General features: G+C 49.4%; 19 protein-coding genes, 2 rRNA genes and 1 riboswitch. Of the genes, 2 read left to right on the forward strand and 19 right to left on the reverse strand.

The annotated features are described in order from the left end of the window. Nucleotides 1-253: 253 nt before the first annotated feature. The 6 genes from yabG to ACFVU8_RS29405 all read right to left on the reverse strand — a co-directional run bounded on the left by yabG (nt 254) and on the right by ACFVU8_RS29405 (nt 6,854). Entirely contained in the window at nt 254-1,153 is a 900-nt protein-coding gene (gene yabG / locus ACFVU8_RS29380) for a sporulation peptidase YabG (protein WP_379470070.1), read from the reverse strand. 112 nt (nt 1,154-1,265) lie between these two features. Next, a complete protein-coding gene (rsmA, locus tag ACFVU8_RS29385; RefSeq protein WP_175370225.1) occupies nt 1,266-2,150 on the reverse strand; it encodes a 16S rRNA (adenine(1518)-N(6)/adenine(1519)-N(6))-dimethyltransferase RsmA in 885 nt (294 codons plus the stop codon). Then, nucleotides 2,147-2,698: a ribonuclease M5 gene (rnmV, locus tag ACFVU8_RS29390; protein ID WP_175370226.1), complete on the reverse strand. Its 552-nt coding sequence runs from the start codon at nt 2,696-2,698 to the stop codon at nt 2,147-2,149. Before rnmV ends, rsmA begins: the two co-directional genes overlap by 4 nt. 173 nt (nt 2,699-2,871) lie before the next feature. Then, nucleotides 2,872-4,035 carry a resuscitation-promoting factor gene (locus tag ACFVU8_RS29395; RefSeq protein ID WP_379470073.1) on the reverse strand — a complete coding sequence of 388 codons (1,164 nt, stop codon included), beginning with the start codon at nt 4,033-4,035 and terminating at the stop codon, nt 2,872-2,874. Nucleotides 4,036-4,318: 283 nt separating this feature from the next. Then, nucleotides 4,319-4,546: riboswitch (cyclic di-AMP (ydaO/yuaA leader) on the reverse strand. Between the two features lie 199 nt (nt 4,547-4,745). Next, nucleotides 4,746-5,516, reverse strand: a complete 771-nt coding sequence (locus tag ACFVU8_RS29400) for a TatD family hydrolase (RefSeq protein WP_387432099.1) — start codon at nt 5,514-5,516, stop codon at nt 4,746-4,748. Nucleotides 5,517-5,570: 54 nt separating this feature from the next. Next, nucleotides 5,571-6,854 (reverse strand): HD domain-containing protein, encoded by a 1,284-nt coding sequence (locus ACFVU8_RS29405; RefSeq protein WP_379470077.1) that lies wholly within the window; start codon nt 6,852-6,854, stop codon nt 5,571-5,573. 306 nt (nt 6,855-7,160) lie between these two features. Here ACFVU8_RS29405 and ACFVU8_RS29410 point away from each other — a divergent pair, with 306 nt between their 5' ends. Further along, the gene (locus tag ACFVU8_RS29410) at nt 7,161-7,415 is read left to right on the forward strand and encodes an AbrB/MazE/SpoVT family DNA-binding domain-containing protein (protein ID WP_042123095.1); all 255 of its coding nucleotides are present in this window, start codon (nt 7,161-7,163) and stop codon (nt 7,413-7,415) included. A gap of 935 nt (nt 7,416-8,350) precedes the next feature. Here the strand turns inward: ACFVU8_RS29410 and rsmI are convergent. The 10 genes from rsmI to ACFVU8_RS29460 all read right to left on the reverse strand — a co-directional run bounded on the left by rsmI (nt 8,351) and on the right by ACFVU8_RS29460 (nt 16,128). Continuing rightward, nucleotides 8,351-9,256: a 16S rRNA (cytidine(1402)-2'-O)-methyltransferase gene (gene rsmI / locus ACFVU8_RS29415; RefSeq protein ID WP_379470081.1), complete on the reverse strand. Its 906-nt coding sequence runs from the start codon at nt 9,254-9,256 to the stop codon at nt 8,351-8,353. After that, the gene (locus tag ACFVU8_RS29420) at nt 9,253-10,023 is read right to left on the reverse strand and encodes a tRNA1(Val) (adenine(37)-N6)-methyltransferase (protein WP_387432102.1); all 771 of its coding nucleotides are present in this window, start codon (nt 10,021-10,023) and stop codon (nt 9,253-9,255) included. The genes rsmI and ACFVU8_RS29420 overlap by 4 nt, the downstream gene beginning before the upstream one ends. A 97-nt stretch (nt 10,024-10,120) precedes the next feature. Continuing rightward, complete coding sequence (gene yabA, locus ACFVU8_RS29425) at nt 10,121-10,486, reverse strand: DNA replication initiation control protein YabA (RefSeq protein WP_066367987.1); 366 nt, start codon at nt 10,484-10,486, stop codon at nt 10,121-10,123. 30 nt (nt 10,487-10,516) lie between these two features. After that, complete coding sequence (locus tag ACFVU8_RS29430; RefSeq protein ID WP_066367989.1) at nt 10,517-11,317, reverse strand: PSP1 domain-containing protein; 801 nt, start codon at nt 11,315-11,317, stop codon at nt 10,517-10,519. Nucleotides 11,318-11,455: 138 nt separating this feature from the next. After that, nucleotides 11,456-12,430, reverse strand: a complete 975-nt coding sequence (gene holB, locus ACFVU8_RS29435) for a DNA polymerase III subunit delta' (protein ID WP_379470084.1) — start codon at nt 12,428-12,430, stop codon at nt 11,456-11,458. Between the two features lie 20 nt (nt 12,431-12,450). Next, complete coding sequence (locus ACFVU8_RS29440; RefSeq protein WP_175370233.1) at nt 12,451-12,894, reverse strand: YaaR family protein; 444 nt, start codon at nt 12,892-12,894, stop codon at nt 12,451-12,453. A gap of 95 nt (nt 12,895-12,989) precedes the next feature. Next, complete coding sequence (locus tag ACFVU8_RS29445; protein ID WP_066368004.1) at nt 12,990-13,319, reverse strand: cyclic-di-AMP receptor; 330 nt, start codon at nt 13,317-13,319, stop codon at nt 12,990-12,992. Between the two features lie 77 nt (nt 13,320-13,396). After that, nucleotides 13,397-14,038, reverse strand: coding sequence for a dTMP kinase (gene tmk, locus ACFVU8_RS29450; RefSeq protein ID WP_175370234.1), 642 nt, complete (start codon nt 14,036-14,038; stop codon nt 13,397-13,399). Continuing rightward, nucleotides 14,039-15,730 carry an aminotransferase class I/II-fold pyridoxal phosphate-dependent enzyme gene (locus tag ACFVU8_RS29455; RefSeq protein WP_387432104.1) on the reverse strand — a complete coding sequence of 564 codons (1,692 nt, stop codon included), beginning with the start codon at nt 15,728-15,730 and terminating at the stop codon, nt 14,039-14,041. 212 nt (nt 15,731-15,942) lie between these two features. Beyond that, complete coding sequence (locus ACFVU8_RS29460; RefSeq protein ID WP_066368015.1) at nt 15,943-16,128, reverse strand: sigma factor G inhibitor Gin; 186 nt, start codon at nt 16,126-16,128, stop codon at nt 15,943-15,945. Between the two features lie 207 nt (nt 16,129-16,335). Here ACFVU8_RS29460 and ACFVU8_RS29465 point away from each other — a divergent pair, with 207 nt between their 5' ends. Beyond that, nucleotides 16,336-16,860: a hypothetical protein gene (locus ACFVU8_RS29465; RefSeq protein WP_387432107.1), complete on the forward strand. Its 525-nt coding sequence runs from the start codon at nt 16,336-16,338 to the stop codon at nt 16,858-16,860. A gap of 88 nt (nt 16,861-16,948) precedes the next feature. Here the strand turns inward: ACFVU8_RS29465 and ACFVU8_RS29470 are convergent, their stop codons facing one another. The 3 genes from ACFVU8_RS29470 to ACFVU8_RS29480 form a co-directional block, all read right to left on the reverse strand. After that, the gene (locus ACFVU8_RS29470; RefSeq protein WP_175370237.1) at nt 16,949-17,362 is read right to left on the reverse strand and encodes a hypothetical protein; all 414 of its coding nucleotides are present in this window, start codon (nt 17,360-17,362) and stop codon (nt 16,949-16,951) included. 239 nt (nt 17,363-17,601) lie between these two features. Beyond that, nucleotides 17,602-17,718 (reverse strand): 5S ribosomal RNA (rrf, locus tag ACFVU8_RS29475). Nucleotides 17,719-17,792: 74 nt separating this feature from the next. Next, nucleotides 17,793-18,643: ribosomal RNA gene (locus ACFVU8_RS29480) — 23S ribosomal RNA — on the reverse strand; the annotation flags it as partial.

An 18,643-nucleotide genomic window follows, 5' to 3' on the forward strand; every position in this document is an offset into this window, starting at 1 on the left:
CCAAAAAGGATGTCAATGGATTTTTTTCGGAGGAAAGATTGGCTGTAATAATTACCTTGTTATCAGTAATAGTTATTCGCCTGGATCGACTGATCTTGAATTGTCCTTATGAGGAGTGTGTCCTGTTCCCGCCATATTATGAGCGAAAGACCCTTTTTTAAAAGAAAAAGAAAGAACCGGGCGGAAGCCCGGCTCTGATAAATTATATAGCCGCGAGACGGCTCTCTCTTCCTCTAAGACGCGTAAACCCGTGTTAAACGACTGAAGGGGTAACCTTCAGCGCAGAGAGGTTCTGCAAGCGTGGCATCCCCACCCGGAAGCTGCCGCGTGTCTCAATGCCTCCCACACCCTGATTGCCGCTGATTGTATTGCTAAGCACATCGTTCAGGTTAACCGTATCCCGGACGGAGGTAAATGACGCTTTGGCGGCCACATAGACAGGGTCCAGCGCGTGAATCAGAATCCGTCCCGGCGAGCTGGCAAAGTTAGCGCCTGCGCCCAGCAGTGCCTCAAAATGCGATTGGCAAGCACCCGCAATGATGGTGAGCGAGTCAAAATTCCGTTCATACTCCCGCGCGACCCGAACCGCGGACACAAAATTCTGCGAATTTTTGTAGCTGTTCAGGCTGTAGAGATCATAAGTATGCTGCTGCCTTAACACCCCGTCATGACCGGTAATCACCACAATATCCGGACGGACACGGGGCAGTAGCCGGTGTAGCGTATCCGCCATGGAAGACTCATGAACATGATGACCCTCCGCAGGAATCCGCAATTGCTCATACAAGCTAAGGCTTTTATTCAAATAGGACGCATCCCCGTCCAAATGCAGCACTTTGCCTGGTACTTCAAAATAAGCCGCTTCTGCAGAGGATTGATTCCACAGCCCGCCCGTACTGTTACCGCTGCGCTGTGTCTGGTCCTGACGGTCCTTGTGCAGCTGTGTTAACGATTCCTTTGCCTTTATCTGCGCTCGCTGCCCCAGCTCTGTGATCCGGGTAGGAGGCACCTGTACCAAGTCGTCCAGGGGGGAATCCGCCAGCAGACGGAATTCTGTCCCCTTGATAACGGCTCCGGTCTGTACGATGCGCTCTACTCGAAAAGTCACGTCACCGCCATAAGATTTGCGAACGACCAAGTCTCCTGAATTCATCAAAACACCACCTTTACCCCATCGTATGGGCAAAGGCCGCGGTTGGTTCGTATTCCAGCGTGATTTTAAAATATCTGCCCCCAGTTAAGGATGGGAACTGTTTCTGCTTAACTCAGACGACTCCTGCAGCCAAAAGAACTCCGCTTAGCCGGGCGTATTCCTCCAAGCTAAGTGTCTCTCCGCGTCTTGTTGGCTCGATTCCTGCTTCGCTTAGCAGCGCCTCCAGGCGCTCGCGTCCCTCTCCCGGGAAGAAACGGGCCTTGAGGTTATTAGCGATCGTCTTGCGCCGCTGGGTAAAGGAGGCCTGTACCACATCGAAGAAGTGCTTCTCATCGGCAACCTCTACAGGCGGACGCTCCCGTACCTTGAGTCGGATCACTGCCGACTCCACATTTGGCTGCGGGATGAATACGGTATGCGGCACAATGCAGACCAACTCAGGCTCACTGTAATACTGCACGGCGATACTCAGACTGCCATACTCTTTGCCACCTGGAGATGCTGCCATCCGTTCGGCAACCTCCTTCTGGATCATAACAACGATATTATCAAGCGGCAGCTTCTCTTCTAGCAGCTTCATAAGGATCGGCGTCGTAACGTAGTAGGGCAAGTTAGCAACTACGCTTACTCGATCTACGGAGGCAAAGTCCTCCTTGAACAGTTGCTGTAAGTCCACCTTCAGGACATCATCATTACGAACCTTTACATGGGGATATGGTGACAGTACATCCTTCAAAATCGGGATCAGCCGTCTGTCGATTTCGACCGCCGTTACTGCACCCGCCGTTTGTGCCAGGCGCTCTGTCAGCGCCCCGATTCCAGGACCGATCTCCAAAGCACCTGCAGTATCGTCCAGTTCAGCAGCATTTACAATTTTGTCGAGAATATTCTGGTCAATCAGAAAGTTCTGGCCCAAACTTTTTTTGAATGAGAATCCGTACCGTTGAATGATTTCCTTTGTCCGTTTAGGGGTTGAAACGCTCTCTTTGTCAGTCATGAAGTTATGCCTCCCTGTTCAATTTGGGCGAGGGCTCCGGCAAACTCCTCCCGCGTAATACCAAACATTGCAAGCCGCTTGAAGAGCTGCTTGCCATTGCAGTACCCAATACCAAGCAGATTGCCAAGTGCCATCCGCCGCTCTGCGGCCCGGGGATGCACGAGCATACCTGCCGCCATCAGGTCATCCAGCCCGATCAGGGCCGGTGCGCCCTCAAAGGACGTATGTACATGTGCCAGCGCGTGGCGAATCGCCTCAGGTGTAGCATTCTCCACGCCAATGTCACCCTTGCGGGTCGCATCCTTCTCGGGGATGAAGGCATGCTTGCAGCCTGGCACCTTGCTTGAAACGATCTTACGGATACGCTCTCCTGCATGGTCCGGATCGGTTAGAATGATTACCCCCCGCCGCTCCATGGCGAGCGCGATTTTGGCAATCACCTTCTTGTCCACCGCGGAGCCGCCAGTCTCAATGGTATCAGCCTGTACCGCCCGCTTGATGGCTATCGTGTCGCTCTTGCCTTCGACAACGATCACTTCCTTGATCATAGTGTTGACTCCTTCTCGTAAACGCAAAAAGAAGAGGATTCGCTCCCCTTCTTTTTGGCTAAAGAATGTATAAGTGATGAGCGGTAGCTCTGCGATCATTTCATGAGCACATGTTATTCTTAACTGCTACCCTCACTATAGCTGATTCAACCTAATTTTGCAAAAGCCAGGACTTAGTTAAGCTCCGGTTTTACAGGTCCAATCACATACACCGTACGCGACTTGCGTCCGAAGTTACGTGCATGGTTCAACGAATCGTAGTAGACATCCACCTTATTGCCTTTGATAGCACCACCAGTATCTTCTGCACGGCGGAAGCCAAGGCCTTCGATATATACCCACCAACCGATAGGAATTACATTAGGGTCCACTGCAATCGTACGTCCTTCCGTTACGCGTGTGCCGGAGGCGGTACGAGTTCCAATTCCCGGTTCTTCTGAAGAATAAGCAGTCATCGAGACGTTCTTGATTAATTTCTTGTATTCAAAATTGACGCCCGATTTAGTGGCGACATTGCTGCTCTTGGCACTGGTTTTTGTTGAAATGGTAGCATTAGCTGTTTTGGAAGTTGTTGTTTGGGCCACTGTAACAGGTTTAGGGAGAGGCTTTGTGCCAACGGCGATAATCTTGTCTTTGGTCACCGTCTGAACTTCTTTCCCAACCATACGCATGGAAGCCAGTTCACCGTCTTGATAAATCTTTTCGATGTGCTGGATCATGACGCCTGGTGCGCCCGCCTGTGCCACTCTAACTGTTCCCTTGGTAAGGGAGGGGTCTGCCGTCTTGATGACTCGATATGGCAAGTTCGTTGTCCGTTGTACAGTTTGTTTGTTAATGCGGACAATCTTGATATCCATATTGGCAGAGATAGTGGTATCTAGCGAAGGGAAAATCTTATCATGGCCTTCGAGGGCAATACCCAGCTTCTTGATGGCCTGACCGATTGTTTTCTCGGTCGTATAAAAAATCTTTTTTGCACCATCCGCAGTAAGACTGAATGGCTGCGCACGGTTAATCACGACACGGTCGCCGTCTTTTATTTCATCACTAAGGCCTATAGATAGTTGATCATGCGGCTGCAGCGAAATTTGCTCTTTTGCTAGTGCATCACTGAGAATCGCTTCACGCGTTTCCAGAGACTGCGTTTTCCCGTCAATTACTAAAGTGATCTGCTTGCTGCTTTGACCGTGCACGTACAGCAGAATGATCAGCGTGATCAAAATCGATAACACGCCGGCAAGTGAAAGTACGCGAAAGTTCACTTGTTCCCACCGTAAAGCGTAAGACCTGCTGGATGATTGCGAATCATGGGATACTTCTGGTTGGAATACGCCCATTCTCTCCATCCTCCTTACATAGCCCCGTCGTCAGCTGTATACCAAGATGACTGTTATCATTCGGACGAAACTATTCGAGATTGTCACAGGACACGCTATTTGCAATACCTTTGCGTCTCCTGCTCATGGATCGCCTGCCCGGCATAGTGCTCCCCCCACATCTGTTATATAACAGTATGCAGGGTACATGCGCAATATTCAAAATAAAAGAAGCCTAAAAGAGTTCTATGAGGACTCTTTCGTGGCTTCTCCGATGTCAGAATACGCGGCTCATGCACGAGGTTTCCTCTCTTACTTTCGCTTACGGGGTTAGCTGTCGGGTTCGGACGAAAGAGAGACGCCCTATCTCGGGTCACCCGCTCACGGCGGTTGCCCTAAAATTCACCCCAAAGACCACGTGAAGAAATCAACTACTGTCTGCGGCATTCTAAGCTGTACTTGATGTGCTCTGTATACGGCAAACAATATTGGTTCCCCCGTTCTCCATACGGAGACTCAGCGAGACGATCCATGATAGCGTGGGCTGTCACTGTAACAACAGCTCACTGCACTGAAAAGATGATATCCTGTTTTGATGCATGTTGTAAAGGACGATTCAACCACGTTTACGCAAATATATGGTTAAAATATTGTAATATTCGGCTGTTTTTTTGTTAAAAAAGTTTAATACATCGGCTATACTCTATTTTTCACCGTGTTTCCTCCCGATTTCACTCAATGACAAATCGTTCCAGTGCGTTCGCATACGTAATTTCAGCCAATTCCTCCCAAGTTATCCCTTTAATTTCTGCCGCAGCTTCTGCCACCAACTTGACATGAGCGCTCTCATTTCGCTTCCCACGGAAGGGGTGTGGCGTCAGATACGGGGAGTCTGTTTCGATCAATAAACGGTCCAGCGGCGTCTGCGCCAGCACCTCTTTGGGAACCCTTGCATTCTTGAACGTTATCGGTCCTCCGAAGGATAAGTGGAATCCCAAATCCAGGCACATTTTCGCTGTTTCCCAGCTACCCGAGAAGGAATGCATTACACCGCCAACCTCGTTAGCCTTCTCCTCGCGAAGAATTCGCACTACATCCTCATGGGCCTCCCGATTATGAATACAGATTGGCATTTTCAGCTCGCGGGCTAGTCCGATCTGCTTGCGGAAGACCTCGTGCTGCACGTCCTTCGGTGAGGTATCCCAGTAATAATCGAGTCCGATCTCACCAATGGCGACGACCTTTTTGTGGCTGCATAGCGAGGCAATCCAATCAAGGTCCCCCTCCTTCATGTCAATCGCATCCTGTGGATGCCACCCCACTGCTGCATAAATATAATCATACTTTTCTGCGAGCTGCATCGTGGTTGGGATCGTCCCCCGATTGAATCCGATATTAATCATTTTGCTGACACCGGCCTCTACCGCACGAGCAATGACCTGTTCGCGGTCCTCGTCGAATTGCGGGGCATCCAGATGGGTATGTGTGTCGAATAAGTACATGTACTGTTGTCCTCCCGGTCTTGGTCTCTATGTTCAAAAATAACTATTTAATCTTTATTTTGCGAATATTTCAGCAACAGAGTCAGGCAGTTGTGAAAGCGCCTTATTCAGCTTATCTTGAGGAAAATATAGGTGATATCTTCCACGGTGAATGCCGCTGATGGAACGTACAATATCTGAAACCTCCGAGATTTCACGGAGCCGATCCTTCCGGTCAAGCAGCAATATTTGATTGCTGTCAAAACCCTCTCCTGGACGAAACACATCATACGGAAGGTCTGACGGAAAATCAATTTCCAGATCATATTCCGGGTCCAGCCCGGCTCCCGCAAAACTGCGGCGGATTTCGTCAATCGTCTCCGGATTGAGACTCTCCGTCTCCACATATTTATACAGTTTACGATGAATAAACCGGCTGCACAAGTCGCTTAGCAGTCCATCCTCCTCCAGTGTCCATTGCATGAAGGCCGTTTGAACTAACGCTTCATCTAGCAGCAAATACTGCTGCACTGTCACTTCCCCCTGAAGCAAGTCACCTAGTGGATGAATCATAAATTTAAAATTATACCCCTCTAAGTACAGCTCTTTGGCCCGGCGGAAAATCTGTCTTAAAATAATTTCAGAACTCCGGGTTACCGGATGAAAATATACCTGCCAGTACATTTGATACCGCGACATCAGATAGTCCTCTATCGCATGCATTCCTGATTCCTTAACTACAACTCTTCCATTATAGGGACGGAGCACCCGCAGAATTCGATCGATATCAATCGTACCGTAATTCACACCAGTGTAATAAGCATCCCGCAGAAGATAATCCATCCGGTCAGCATCGAGGGGACTAGACACCAAATTGACAACAATTGCGTGCTCATAGGTTTTGGCGATAACTGAAGCGACTTTCTGAGGGAAATCTTCCTCTACATCCCTTAGAATATTGGTGATTTCTGTGTTCTCCAGAATGATCCGGCACGTCCAGTCCTCATGGTTCATTTCAAAAGCTTCTTCTATAGAATGGGAGAACGGTCCATGCCCCAAATCATGAAGCAGCGCTGCACAGAGCGTGAGCAATCGTTCTTCCGGAATCCATCCTTTATATCCACTTCGTTCAAACTGGGAAATAATTCGACGTGTAATTTCATAGACACCAAGAGAATGCGAGAATCGGCTGTGTTCTGCACCATGGAAAGTCAGATAAGAGGTACCTAGTTGCCGAATCCGGCGCAAGCGTTGGAATTCCTTAGTATTAATCAAACGCCAGATGATTACATCCTGCACGTGAATGTAATTGTGAACCGGATCTTTGAAAACCTTCTCTTCTGTGAGCGGCTTCTTCATGAGATCAACTCCTTCATCTAATTTTAATTAGTCATTTCGCTCTTGGCGGTATATAATGGGTAATAATGTCGCACTTTGTCGAATTATGACACAAAATGAGTGGTTGAATCGACAAAATTTATTTATGTAATTTTTGGGTGGTTTTGCTTCAAACCTAACAGCACTGTACATTTCCATAAAATTACCCTAAAATTCGTTAGAAAAAAGGTTGACTGTTTTGGGAATCGTTGGTATTATGGATATCATAAAACAGTGAAGAATGTCGAATAATGACGCTTTTGATATTTGAAAGGGGCAACGATGGCTATGATGAAATCAACAGGAATTGTAAGAAAAGTAGACGAACTGGGACGGGTTGTTATTCCAATTGAATTGCGCCGTACGCTTGGCATTGGTGAAAAGGATGCGCTCGAAATTTACGTGGACGGTGAGCGGATCATGCTTAAGAAATATGAGCCTGCCTGCATCTTCTGTGGCAATGCCGAGAATGTAACTTATTTCAAAGGAAAAATTGTTTGTCATGAATGCATTTCTACTATCCCTACCCCTGTGACAAACTAAAACAAATAGTATATAATAAGAATAAATCAAATTGTTAATTCTAACCTTTTTATATCTCCTTGGCCCTCCGTTTATGCGGGGGGCACTTTTTTTGTGGGGACACCCTCCCAAACCCTCCCTGTAGGGAGGGCCCCAAAGGGCTGCCAGCCCTCTGGACACTTGGAAGGGCACACCCGCGGACAGTGCGGCAATCGCGGACGGAAGCAGGCGGTAGTGGTAGGCCCGGCCCTGCGGGCCTCGTCATGCGGCGCGGATGGGTGAGTTACTACGAACGGACTGCGGCAGCTCTCCCTTTGGGAATCGCATTGCGTCGACGGTGATCCGTACTTTTAGTGCGGTTCGATGAGTTACGGCGTGTGGACTGCGGCGGCTCTCCCTTCGGGAATCGCCTCACTTCGGCGCCGGGTGATACGTCTAACCCCGAGTGAGCTACACACAGCGGGGATGGGTCGCTCTCCCTTCGTGAATCGCTGGCGTCGGCTATAGGCGTACAGCTGATTCGGCGAATGAGTTACGTCGTGCGGATTGCAGCGGCTCTCCCTTTGGGAATTGCCTTACGTTGGAGCCGATGGGACTTCTAACCCCGAATGAGCTACTGACGACGGGGCTTGATCGCTCTCCCTGCGGGAATCGGCTTAACTCGGCTATAGGCGTACAGCTGATTCGGCGAATGAGTTACGTCGTGCGGATTGCGGCGGCTCTCCCTTTGGGAATTGCCTTAGTTAGAGCCGTTGGGACTTCTAACCCCAAATGAGCTACTGACGACAGGGCTTGATCGCTCTCCCTGCGGGAATCGCTGGCATCGGCGTTTAGCATTACCTCTCCAAAATAACCGCTTAATGTTTTCCCAATGTTCCCTCAGCATTATCTAACATCATATAACTCATCCAATTTATACACTTAAATCCATTTTAATGAACGAATCTTCTAGACTGCTATTCCCGCTCCAGCAGCGCATTATAAATATCCCGTTTGGCGACGCCGCGGTCGGAAGCCGCTTTTTTCATAGCTTCTTTACGGGGGATGTCGTTGGCCTCGTAGTGGGCGACGTGTTCTTCAATGCTCAGCTCGCGCCACCAAGCGGACTCGGCAGCAGCTGCCTCTTCTTTACTCTCGCCCTCAACGACAATGACATATTCCCCAAGCGGAGGATGCTCAGCTAGCCAGGCGCTGCACTCTTCAATCGTTCCGCGCAGAAATTCCTCGTACCGCTTGGTCAGCTCGCGGGCCAGAACGATACGGCGGTTGCCGAACGCCTCCAGCAAATGCTCCAAGGTCTTAAGTACCCGATGCGGAGACTCATAAAACAACAGTGTTCCCTGGGCAGAACGCAGAGGGGATAATACTGCACGAATGTCTTTTCGCTCCCGGGGCAGGAAACCGGCAAAAGTGAAAGTTGTCGTCGGCAAGCCGGAAGCGATCAACGCGGACAATGCAGCGTTCGCACCCGGCACTGGAATGACCGGAATACCATGACTAATAGCAAGCGCAACGAGGTCAGAACCGGGGTCAGAAATGGCCGGCAAACCAGCGTCACTGACAAGTGCCAAATTTTTACCTTCTATTATATAGCGTATCAGCTCCGGCCCACTTGCCGCCTTATTATGCTCGTGATAGCTGAATAACATGGATGGGGTAATTTCAAAATGGCTCAGCAGTTTTCGCGTATTTCGTGTATCCTCAGCAGCGATAATATCGCACTCCTGGAGGGTGCGCACAGCACGATAAGTCATATCCTCCAAGTTGCCAATCGGTGTAGCTACAAGATAAAGAGATCCGCTCCCTTCTGGACGCCCTCCATCTTTGCTGTTTTGAAAACTACTCTGGCAAGATATTGTCATGATCTACCCTCTCCGGCTCCAAAATAGATGTCCATGATCTCCGGACAATATTCATTGTTCTCATTATAAACGATCAGCGGCGGCTGCAAACGCACCTCCGGCTTCCCGTCACGCGCTGCTTCGATCAGCACCATATTCGCTTCAAGATGTGCACGCGGATGCACAAAACGGATACTTTTCGGCTCCAGTCTATACTGCCGCATCAGGCTGATAATATCTGCAAGACGCTGCGGCTTGTGTACCATACTCACCTTACCTCCAGTACGGACAAGCCGGACACAGGCCTGAATGACCTCCTCCAGTGTACAGCCCAGTTCATGACGGGCCATCGCCTGGTGCGTGTTCATTTTGAGATCACTCCCGTTCAGCGGCATGTATGGCGGATTCACGGTGATTGCATCATATACGCCATAGCCAGCCACTGTATGCAGCTCCCGCAAGTCGCCTTCATGAATGAAAATCCGCTCCTCCAGACCATTCATAGCCACACTGCGGCGGGCCATGTCAGCAAGACGAGGTTGAATCTCGATTCCTTCTATAGAAGCACTAGTACGTGTAGTCAGGAGCATAGGAATAACGCCATTACCGGTGCAGAGGTCAAGCACTCTTCCACGCGGCGGAATACCTGCGAATCTGGCCAGCAGCACAGCATCCATCGAGAAGCTGAATACCTCATCGCTTTGTATAATATGCAAATCATGGGTCAATAAATCATCCACTCGCTCCGACGGAAGCAGAGGAATGGCTGAATCTTTGAACGAATTCATCTTGTAGCTCTCCTTACCCTTGAAAAATTGAAATACCATAAATCTCTTCTAGATTACAAAAAAACCGTAGGCGTAAATCCCCTACGGCTGGATATCCTCATTTATTAAGAAAAGAAAGACAGAACAGACAATCACCCTCTGTACGCAAATGCCCAAAGTAAACATTACAGATGTGGAAGCCCTCATGGTATAGACGGGCCAGGTTATCATAACCTTCCCCGACAACCTCCTCTGTTCCTTCGCTTGCCGCCAGAAGCGCTTCTGCTTCCGCCGAATCCACGTTAGGATCTAGGGGTGCTTCCCTCTTTAATATTTTTCTAAGTTGTTCATTTTCGAGACTGAGCCTTTGATTGGCTTCCATCAGTTCTTTTACCGTCTGTTTCCATTCGCCAAGATTGGCGCGCATCGTTTCCATCTGCGCTTCCATATCCTGCATGTGTGCAAATATATTTTTCTTCTCCAAGTTTCCACCCCGAAAGTAACCTTATATGGTTTACTTGACGACAACATCATCCATTGGAAGTTCCTTCACTTTGCCCACTTCAAACAGCTGCACATGAATCGTACGGTTTCCGGCATTAATGCCTACAACCTTGCCTTCCCCTAAAGAGGTAATGACCATCTTACCGACTGCCGGCATTTCTTCCTTCACACTTTCATAATTATCATGCTCAAACTTCAAGCAACACATAAGCCGTCCGCATAATCCGGAAATTTTGGTCGGATTGAGCGAAAGGTTCTGATCCTTGGCCATTTTGATAGATACCGGCTCGAAATCGCCCAGCCAGGATGAACAGCAGAGAACCCGCCCGCAGGGACCCAGTCCACCCAGCATTTTAGCTTCATCACGCACACCAATCTGCCGAAGCTCGATCCGGGTACGGAAGATACTAGCCAGATCCTTGACCAATTCACGGAAATCGACACGTCCCTCAGCCGTGAAATAGAAGATGATTTTGTTGCGGTCAAACGTGAATTCGACATCCACCAACTTCATTTTAAGGCCATGATCACGAATTTTATTTAAACAGGTGGTAAAGGCATCTTTTGCCGCACCCTTGTTCTCTTCCACCACACGTGCGTCGGTTTCACCGGCAATACGCATGACTTTCTTCAGAGGCAGTACAACGTCAGACTCCTGCACCTCTTTTTTGCCAATGACGACTTTACCGTACTCCACCCCACGTGCCGTCTCAACAATCACGCACTGATCCCGTTCAATCGGAAAATCCAGCGGATCGAAGTAATATATTTTACCCGCTTTTTTGAAGCGGACACCTACTACGCTGTACAAAAATTAACCCCCTTGTTTGCCGGTAAAAGGAACCTAAGGGCAAGTCCGCTCCCTGGTAATGCATGCTTGTCCTTCCTCATCGGTTACACCAATACTTCCAGGCTGAAGCGACATATGGAGGATATTCATAATTATCCTTTAGCTTTCCAGACGGATTAAGAACTGCTCCAGACAAAGCTGGGCATTGGCATTGGAGCGCAGCTTTCTTTTGCTCTCTGCAGCAAACTCCATGTATCCAACCCACTGTTCCGTAGTCCGCTGACGGGCATGTCTGGAAATAAAGTCTAACTGATCTATGAAAACGATACTTTCGTGCTTTCGGTACAGGAAGTAGAGCATATCTTTGAACCATAGATGGAACATGCTGAATAGAGTATCCAAATGTTCACCGAGCCCGGTCTTGAACAGCTTCACCCCCGCAGTTGCAAGCGCGGAGCTGCCTTTGCCCAAAGACTCCTTTGCTAATTGTAACACTAGATTTCTCATTTCTGCAAACCAATTCTGTTCCAAAAGTTGCCTGCAGCCCTCAAGACCAGAGGTCAAGGATACGGCGCAGCGGGCCAAGGGAAGCGGAACTCCGTCAGAAGCAAGCGCCTGCAGCATTAGATCCGGATGTACAGGACTGAATGGGATACGCTGAGTTCGCGATTGTATCGTCGGCAGAAGCGCCCGGCTATTATCCGAGATCAGAATGCCCACTGCCGGTGCCGAAGGCTCCTCAAGAAACTTCAGCAGACTATTGCCGGCTTGCACCGTCATTTTGTCCGCTTCATCTATAATGTAGATCTTGGGATTAACACCTTCGGACCGATATGAGAACATTCGCTGCAGTTCACGAATCTGATCAATCTTGATGCTAGCTCCATCAGGCCGCAGGATCGTCAGATCCGGGTGATTGCCATGCTCTACCTTTCGGCATTCCAGGCATTCCCCACAAGCATCATCGTCTGACACTGTACAAAATATGGCCTGGGCGAATGTTAGCGCCGTACTCATCTGTCCGCTACCAGATGGCCCACTGAACAGATAGGCATGACTCACGGTATCATTGCGCAGTGCGTTCTGAAGCAGCCTTTTGGCATCCTCCTGACCCAATATATCATGAAAAGACATAAATTCCTCCCAAATCACTCTTAAAAAGCAAGGTTTAACAATAATCCTCGGATTTCTCCCACCTTGCCCAACAGATCTATACGGCCTTGTTCACTGCTTAGCAGATCATCTGCCATCGATAACAGCGCAGTATCAATCTCTTCCAGCAGTTTGTAGCGTTTGCTGCGACCACGACGATCCCAGCCCTTTGTTTCTTTCAGAATTACGCCGCGCCGTGCCGTTTCCTCTAAAAACCGTTTGATCAACGTCCGGTAGATAGACAGTTCTCGAACCGTCATGGATTTGGACAAACGGTCTCCTTGGAGCTGGATTTCCCGAATTTGCCGGTTTAGCTCATCCTTCGTCTTCTGTTCTCCTTGCTGCTGGAACACATCGGAGAACGTTTTTTGCTGAACTGGCTTGTTCAGCCCCTCCGCGTTGGAAAGCTCACTCTTCAGAGGTCTGTAACCCGGGTTGATCTTCAAGGTTCATCTACCGCCTTTATTAATAATATCAGAAGGGCTACAGCTTGAGATGCTCTTCCTGATATTTCAAGAATAATGTGTTCTGTAGGAGTGCTTTAATAATGTTCAAAACGGTCAACAGGAAGTACAAATACGGTCGCACCGCCGACTTGAACCTCTACAGGAAGCGGCAAATATGAATCTGTCGTACCACTCATCGGCGTTACTGGAGTGACTAGCTGCTCACGTACCTTGCAACTGTTGCGGATGACACTCAGTACAGATTCGACCTGAACGTCCTCCACCCCAATCATGAAGGTAGTATTGCCCGCTCGCAGAAATCCTCCTGTACTGGCAAGCTTGGTTGCACGAAAATTAGCTTTGACCAATTCACTGGACAACCGGTTACTGTCCTTATCCTGGATAATCGCTACGATCAACTTCATCTTCGCATTCCCTCCTTAAAGAAATATGGAGCTGTCTCGATACAGAGCAGCTATCCTTATATATTTGACAAAACTCATCAAAAACCCTTTAATACTCTCTCTTCCAGAGTTCGTACAATATCCTGCTCCACCATATGAAGCGGACGTCCGGCATCCAGCACGACAATTCGGTCCGGATTGTTATTTACCACGAGCTTGTAACCCTCACGGACTTTCTCATGAAAAGCCAGGCTCTCCAGATCCAGTCTGTTCACTTCCCTGTCCTGGTTGGCAGCGATTCGTGACAGACCCACCTCGGGTTCAATATCGAGATAGAAGGTTAAATCCGGCATACGGTTACCGATAGCAAAACGATTGATCTCCCACACCGCTTCCATACCAAGACCTCTGGCATATCCTTGGTACACGAGACTGCTGTCGACAAAGCGATCACACAGTACCGTAAGCCCTTCCTCTAAAGCTGGCTCGACAACCTCCGCCAAATGCTGGCTGCGGGCTGCTGCATATAGTAATGCTTCCGTACGTGAGTCCATTGCGGTATGCGCCGGATCAAGAATAATGGAACGAATCTTCTCGGCAATCTCAATTCCGCCGGGTTCTCGGGTAATCAGGTACGGGATAGAACGATTCTGCAGGTAAGCCGCCAGCCTCCCTATAATGGTAGTCTTTCCGGACCCTTCCCCCCCTTCCAGTGTGATAAAGAAACCTTGTCGTTCCACTTAATCCTCTCCGCCTTTCTTCTTGTTGTATACCATTATATGCTGCAATGCGGAATCCGCACACGCCTGAAATTTCGCACCGCCTCTAGACAAATCCATTAGTCTTTGAAGTACAGACTCTGTAATCTTTTCCCCCGGATAAAGCAGCGGTATGCCGGGAGGATAAGGAATAACCATTTCAGCTGCTATTTCCCCAGCGCTGTCCGCAAGCCTGATCGGCTTCATATCTCCGGATGCCACCGGCTTGAGCGAAAAAGGTACAGGATCTGAAAATAATTCCCTGTTGAAAATGTTCCACGTGGAAACATTGGCGTTCGCGATCAACTCTGCTTGTCCATCTTGTTTATGGATGACATGATGTTCCTGAATTAGAGAAGAAGTCTCCGCAGAAACAGCAGCCGATTCATTCTCTGTGCTTACATATGGTTTATCGGTTGCCCCCCACTGTGTTCCTCTTGTCGCGCGATCCTCTTCGTCAATCTCCCGCAGCGCGTGCAAGAGCCGCTGCGCGTCCTCAGCCGAGGATCCGAGGCTGAACAACAGCACTACGTGCCGGGCGTCGCTCATCTCCGGCACACAGCCCTTAGCTTCGAGCCGCCGCTGCAGCTCGAAGCCGCCCAGGACCCCGGCGCCGTCATAGAGGACGGCTTTGAAGGGGTCCTGTGTAGTGTACGCCGCCCCGCGCAGCGGCGGCGTGCCACTTCCGGCGGTGGTGGCATAGCCACCGCCGGTGTGCTGCAGCGGCGCAGCCGGCTGCAGCAGCCTGTAGCGCGGCAGCTCTGCGAGGCCGCGCCGCAGAACGTCCACGGCGGCAAGTCCCGCCGTGAAGGCTTCGGGGCCCCGGCTGTGCAGCAGCCGCCGGGCCAGGTCCAGCGAGCCCATCAACGGGTACGATGGGCTGGAGCTCTGCACCATGGCAAGCCGCTGCCGGAGCAGGGCCCGGTCAATACGCGGTCCCTGAACGTGCAGCATAGCGCCCATGGTGAGCGCGGACAGCATTTTGTGCGTGGACTGTACGACACCGTCCGCACCACACATCAGCGCCCCGGCAGGCAAAGTCGGGTGCTGCCCATAATGCGCGCCATGCGCTTCATCCACCAATAGCGGTACTCCGCTATCGTGGCAGGCCTGCACTAGAGGCGCAAGATCGCTACCCATGCCGTAATAGTTTGGCATGGTTACTAGCACCCCGGCGGCTTTAGGAAACGCTGCAAGAGCAGCCTGCACCGTCTCCGCCGCCGGAGCCACCGCAAGTCCGCTCAGCGGGTCCATCTCAGGCTCCAGGAACACTGCCCGCACCCCTGCGAGCATTAACCCGTGAATAACCGATTTGTGCACATTACGCTGCACAATCAAAATCATGCCAGGTTCAGGACATACTGTCAGGATCAACGCCAGATTACCGGCTGTACTGCCACCCACCAGAAAAAAACTCTCCTCTGCTCCAAAGCAATCTGCCGCCAGCTCCTGCGCTTCCCTGATTACACCTTCTGGGTGATGGAGATCATCCGTCCCTGTAATTTCAGTTACATCATACTCCATAATCTCACCCAAAAACCCGGCATTCCTAGGTTCGTGTTCATATGCTTTACCATTCTTATGCCCAGGAACATGATAAGAGGTATTACCCTGAGCTTTGTATTGCTCTAACATCTCATATATAGGCGCACTACTGCGCTTGTCCTTATTCATTATCCATTCCTTCCGGTAGGGTTAACCTCTATTGTATCGCAAATACGCGCAAACGCCTATGCCGCAGTTTCTCTTTATGGAAGCACAACAAAACGGCTCCGCCGTCAAAAGAACGGTGAAGCCGTATATACAACTTATTCTGCAACCAACGCGACACCGATCCACCGCCCAACCTTAATTCTATTTCTAATCCTGCACTTGCAATTGTGGCCTCAAGCGTTTTTTTGAAGTTGGATTTTCTTCATCTGACCGATAAAAAAGCGATATTTAGCATCCTCTGCCTCAGTGCGCACCATCTCAGCCTCACAATCCTCGCAAATAAAATGTGAGACAATCACAATACCTTCCTCTTTCATCTGTCCACAAATGATACAAGCTTGTTCCGGTTGCTGATCCATTTAGCATCCCACCTTGACTCTTTTAAGAACAGTATGATACACCTTCTATCATTTTAAACCTTTTCATAGTATTTTCATATCTATATGATTGTAATTTATCTATATTCAGCTGCTGCCCTCAAGGTTCTTCAGAGTTCGGTTAAGAAAAAGCCTTCATCAGCCGATATTAAAAACATTGAGAACTTACGAGGAGGTCCGTCCTTTTTTATGGAACCCAACACGAAAAGTGCAGCTACATTCTATCAATATAAACTAATCCGAAAAATTAACCTGACCCAATCACTCCTGAGCATTTATATTACGATCCCTATGGTGTGTCTGGTGCTGGAAACAGTATTTGTCTCCTCGTGGAGTATATTCTTCATGATTATCGCTGCACCTGTTGTCTTTTGGATACAATATGTGATCTCACGATCAGTCCTGGTCATTATGGGCCATCCTATCGCTAAAAGATGGGGCATCTCCTTGAAACTCCCCTGGCTCGGCTACATGCCGGATCAGTACATCAGCTATCGCATATTCCGGAAGGTCCAGCTGCATAATTTTTGGATCGGCCTTTGCATCGCAGCGCTTTTTATTGTCTGGTCTCCGCCCGCCTTTACAGCCTCGCTGGTGGTATGTCACCTTTGGCTGCTACTGCCGCGACTATATATCTTGCTCCGGCTACGACGGGAAAGCAAGGAAGGCATGCTCAAGTTCAACCCGGCGGATGCTTCCTATTACTCGCAATAACCAGTTAACGTAATAGCTTCTTTTACACAGGCTTCCGCGAAAATAAACCATATCAAATAAAGGCCATCCGATTAAGGATGGCCTTTACCTATTTTCCTCCCAGACTTTTAACAGAGGTCTTCTTTTCCTTCGGAACCATCACGATAAAGTAATCATCATGAACAGATAAATGCACAGTCAGTCCGTCCTTCTGAAAAACTCGCGAGCCCGTCTTCTCTTCTTCGTCCTGCTCTACCCAGCCCCATTCCTTGATGGTATTCAAATAAGGCTCTGGTATACTATCCTTCTCCTTTAATCCAGGCAAAGAATAACGTACATAGTCCATTGCTACATTTGTGGTTGTCCGGTCAGGAGAATTAGCTTCCTTCGGAACCGGAAAACTCTTTTCGTTCAGTGCACCCTCAAATATATCCCAGGAAGGCTGCTTCGCTCCGCAGCCCACCAGCATTATACCAACTATACAAAAAACAAGTAGCATCCAGAAAGGTTTGGTTGGCTTCATACCTTAAATCCTCCTTACCTCTACCATGCATCTAAAGACACAAGAAAATTCAGTTTATGAATTTAACAGTAGTTCATTCGTATCAAGGCTATTCTTACTATTTGCACTTTTCTATTATACTTGTATCATCCAAAGTGTCGGTAACAAAAATGTCATCCTATTGGAGACAATTTAGCCTCCATTTCAACTTTTATATAAAACAAAAAAACCATTGCTGAACACTCAACAATGGTTTTAGTGCTTGGCGGCGTCCTACTCTCCCAGGACCCTTCGGTCCAAGTACCATCGGCGCTGGAGGGCTTAACGGTCGTGTTCGGGATGGGTACGCGTGGAACCCCTCCGCCATCGCCACCAAACGGGCATTTGCGGTACAAATGCTCAGGCTTAATCGCCTGAAAACTGAATCCGAATTGAATTTGCGTTCTAAATGTAGGATAAGCCCTCGACCGATTAGTATTGGTCAGCTCCATGCATTGCTGCACTTCCACCTCCAACCTATCTACCTCGTCGTCTTCAAGGGGTCTTACTAATTGGGAAATCTCATCTTGAGGGGGGCTTCACGCTTAGATGCTTTCAGCGCTTATCCCGTCCGTACGTAGCTACCCAGCCATGCTTCTGGCGAAACAACTGGTGCACCAGCGGTACGTCCATCCCGGTCCTCTCGTACTAAGGACAGCTCCTCTCAAATTTCCTACGCCCACGACAGATAGGGACCGAACTGTCTCACGACGTTCTGAACCCAGCTCGCGTACCGCTTTAATGGGCGAACAGCCCAACCCTTGGGACCTACTTCAGCCCCAGGATGCGATGAGCCGACATCGAGGTGCCAAACCTCCCCGTCGATGTGGACTCTTGGGGGAGATAAGCCTGTTATCCCCAGGGTAGCTTTTATCCGTTGAGCGATGGCCCTTCCATGCGGTACCACCGGATCACTAAGTCCGACTTTCGTCCCTGCTCGACTTGTAGGTCTCGCAGTCAAGCTCCCTTCTGCCTTTGCACTCTTCGAATGATTTCCAACCATTCTGAGGGAACCTTGGAACGCCTCCGTTACTCTTTAGGAGGCGACCGCCCCAGTCAAACTGCCCGCCTGACACGGTCCCCGTACCCGATTAGGGCACCAGGTTAGAACCTAGATACGATCAGGGTGGTATCCCAACGGCGCCTCCACAGAAGCTTGCGCTCCTGTCTCTACGGCTCCCACCTATCCTGTACAGATCGTACCCAAATTCAATATCAAGCTGCAGTAAAGCTCCATGGGGTCTTTCCGTCTTGTCGCGGGTA

This window comes from Paenibacillus sp. NPDC058177 (assembly GCF_042883835.1).
Lineage (GTDB): Bacteria > Bacillota > Bacilli > Paenibacillales > Paenibacillaceae > Paenibacillus_AQ > Paenibacillus_AQ agri.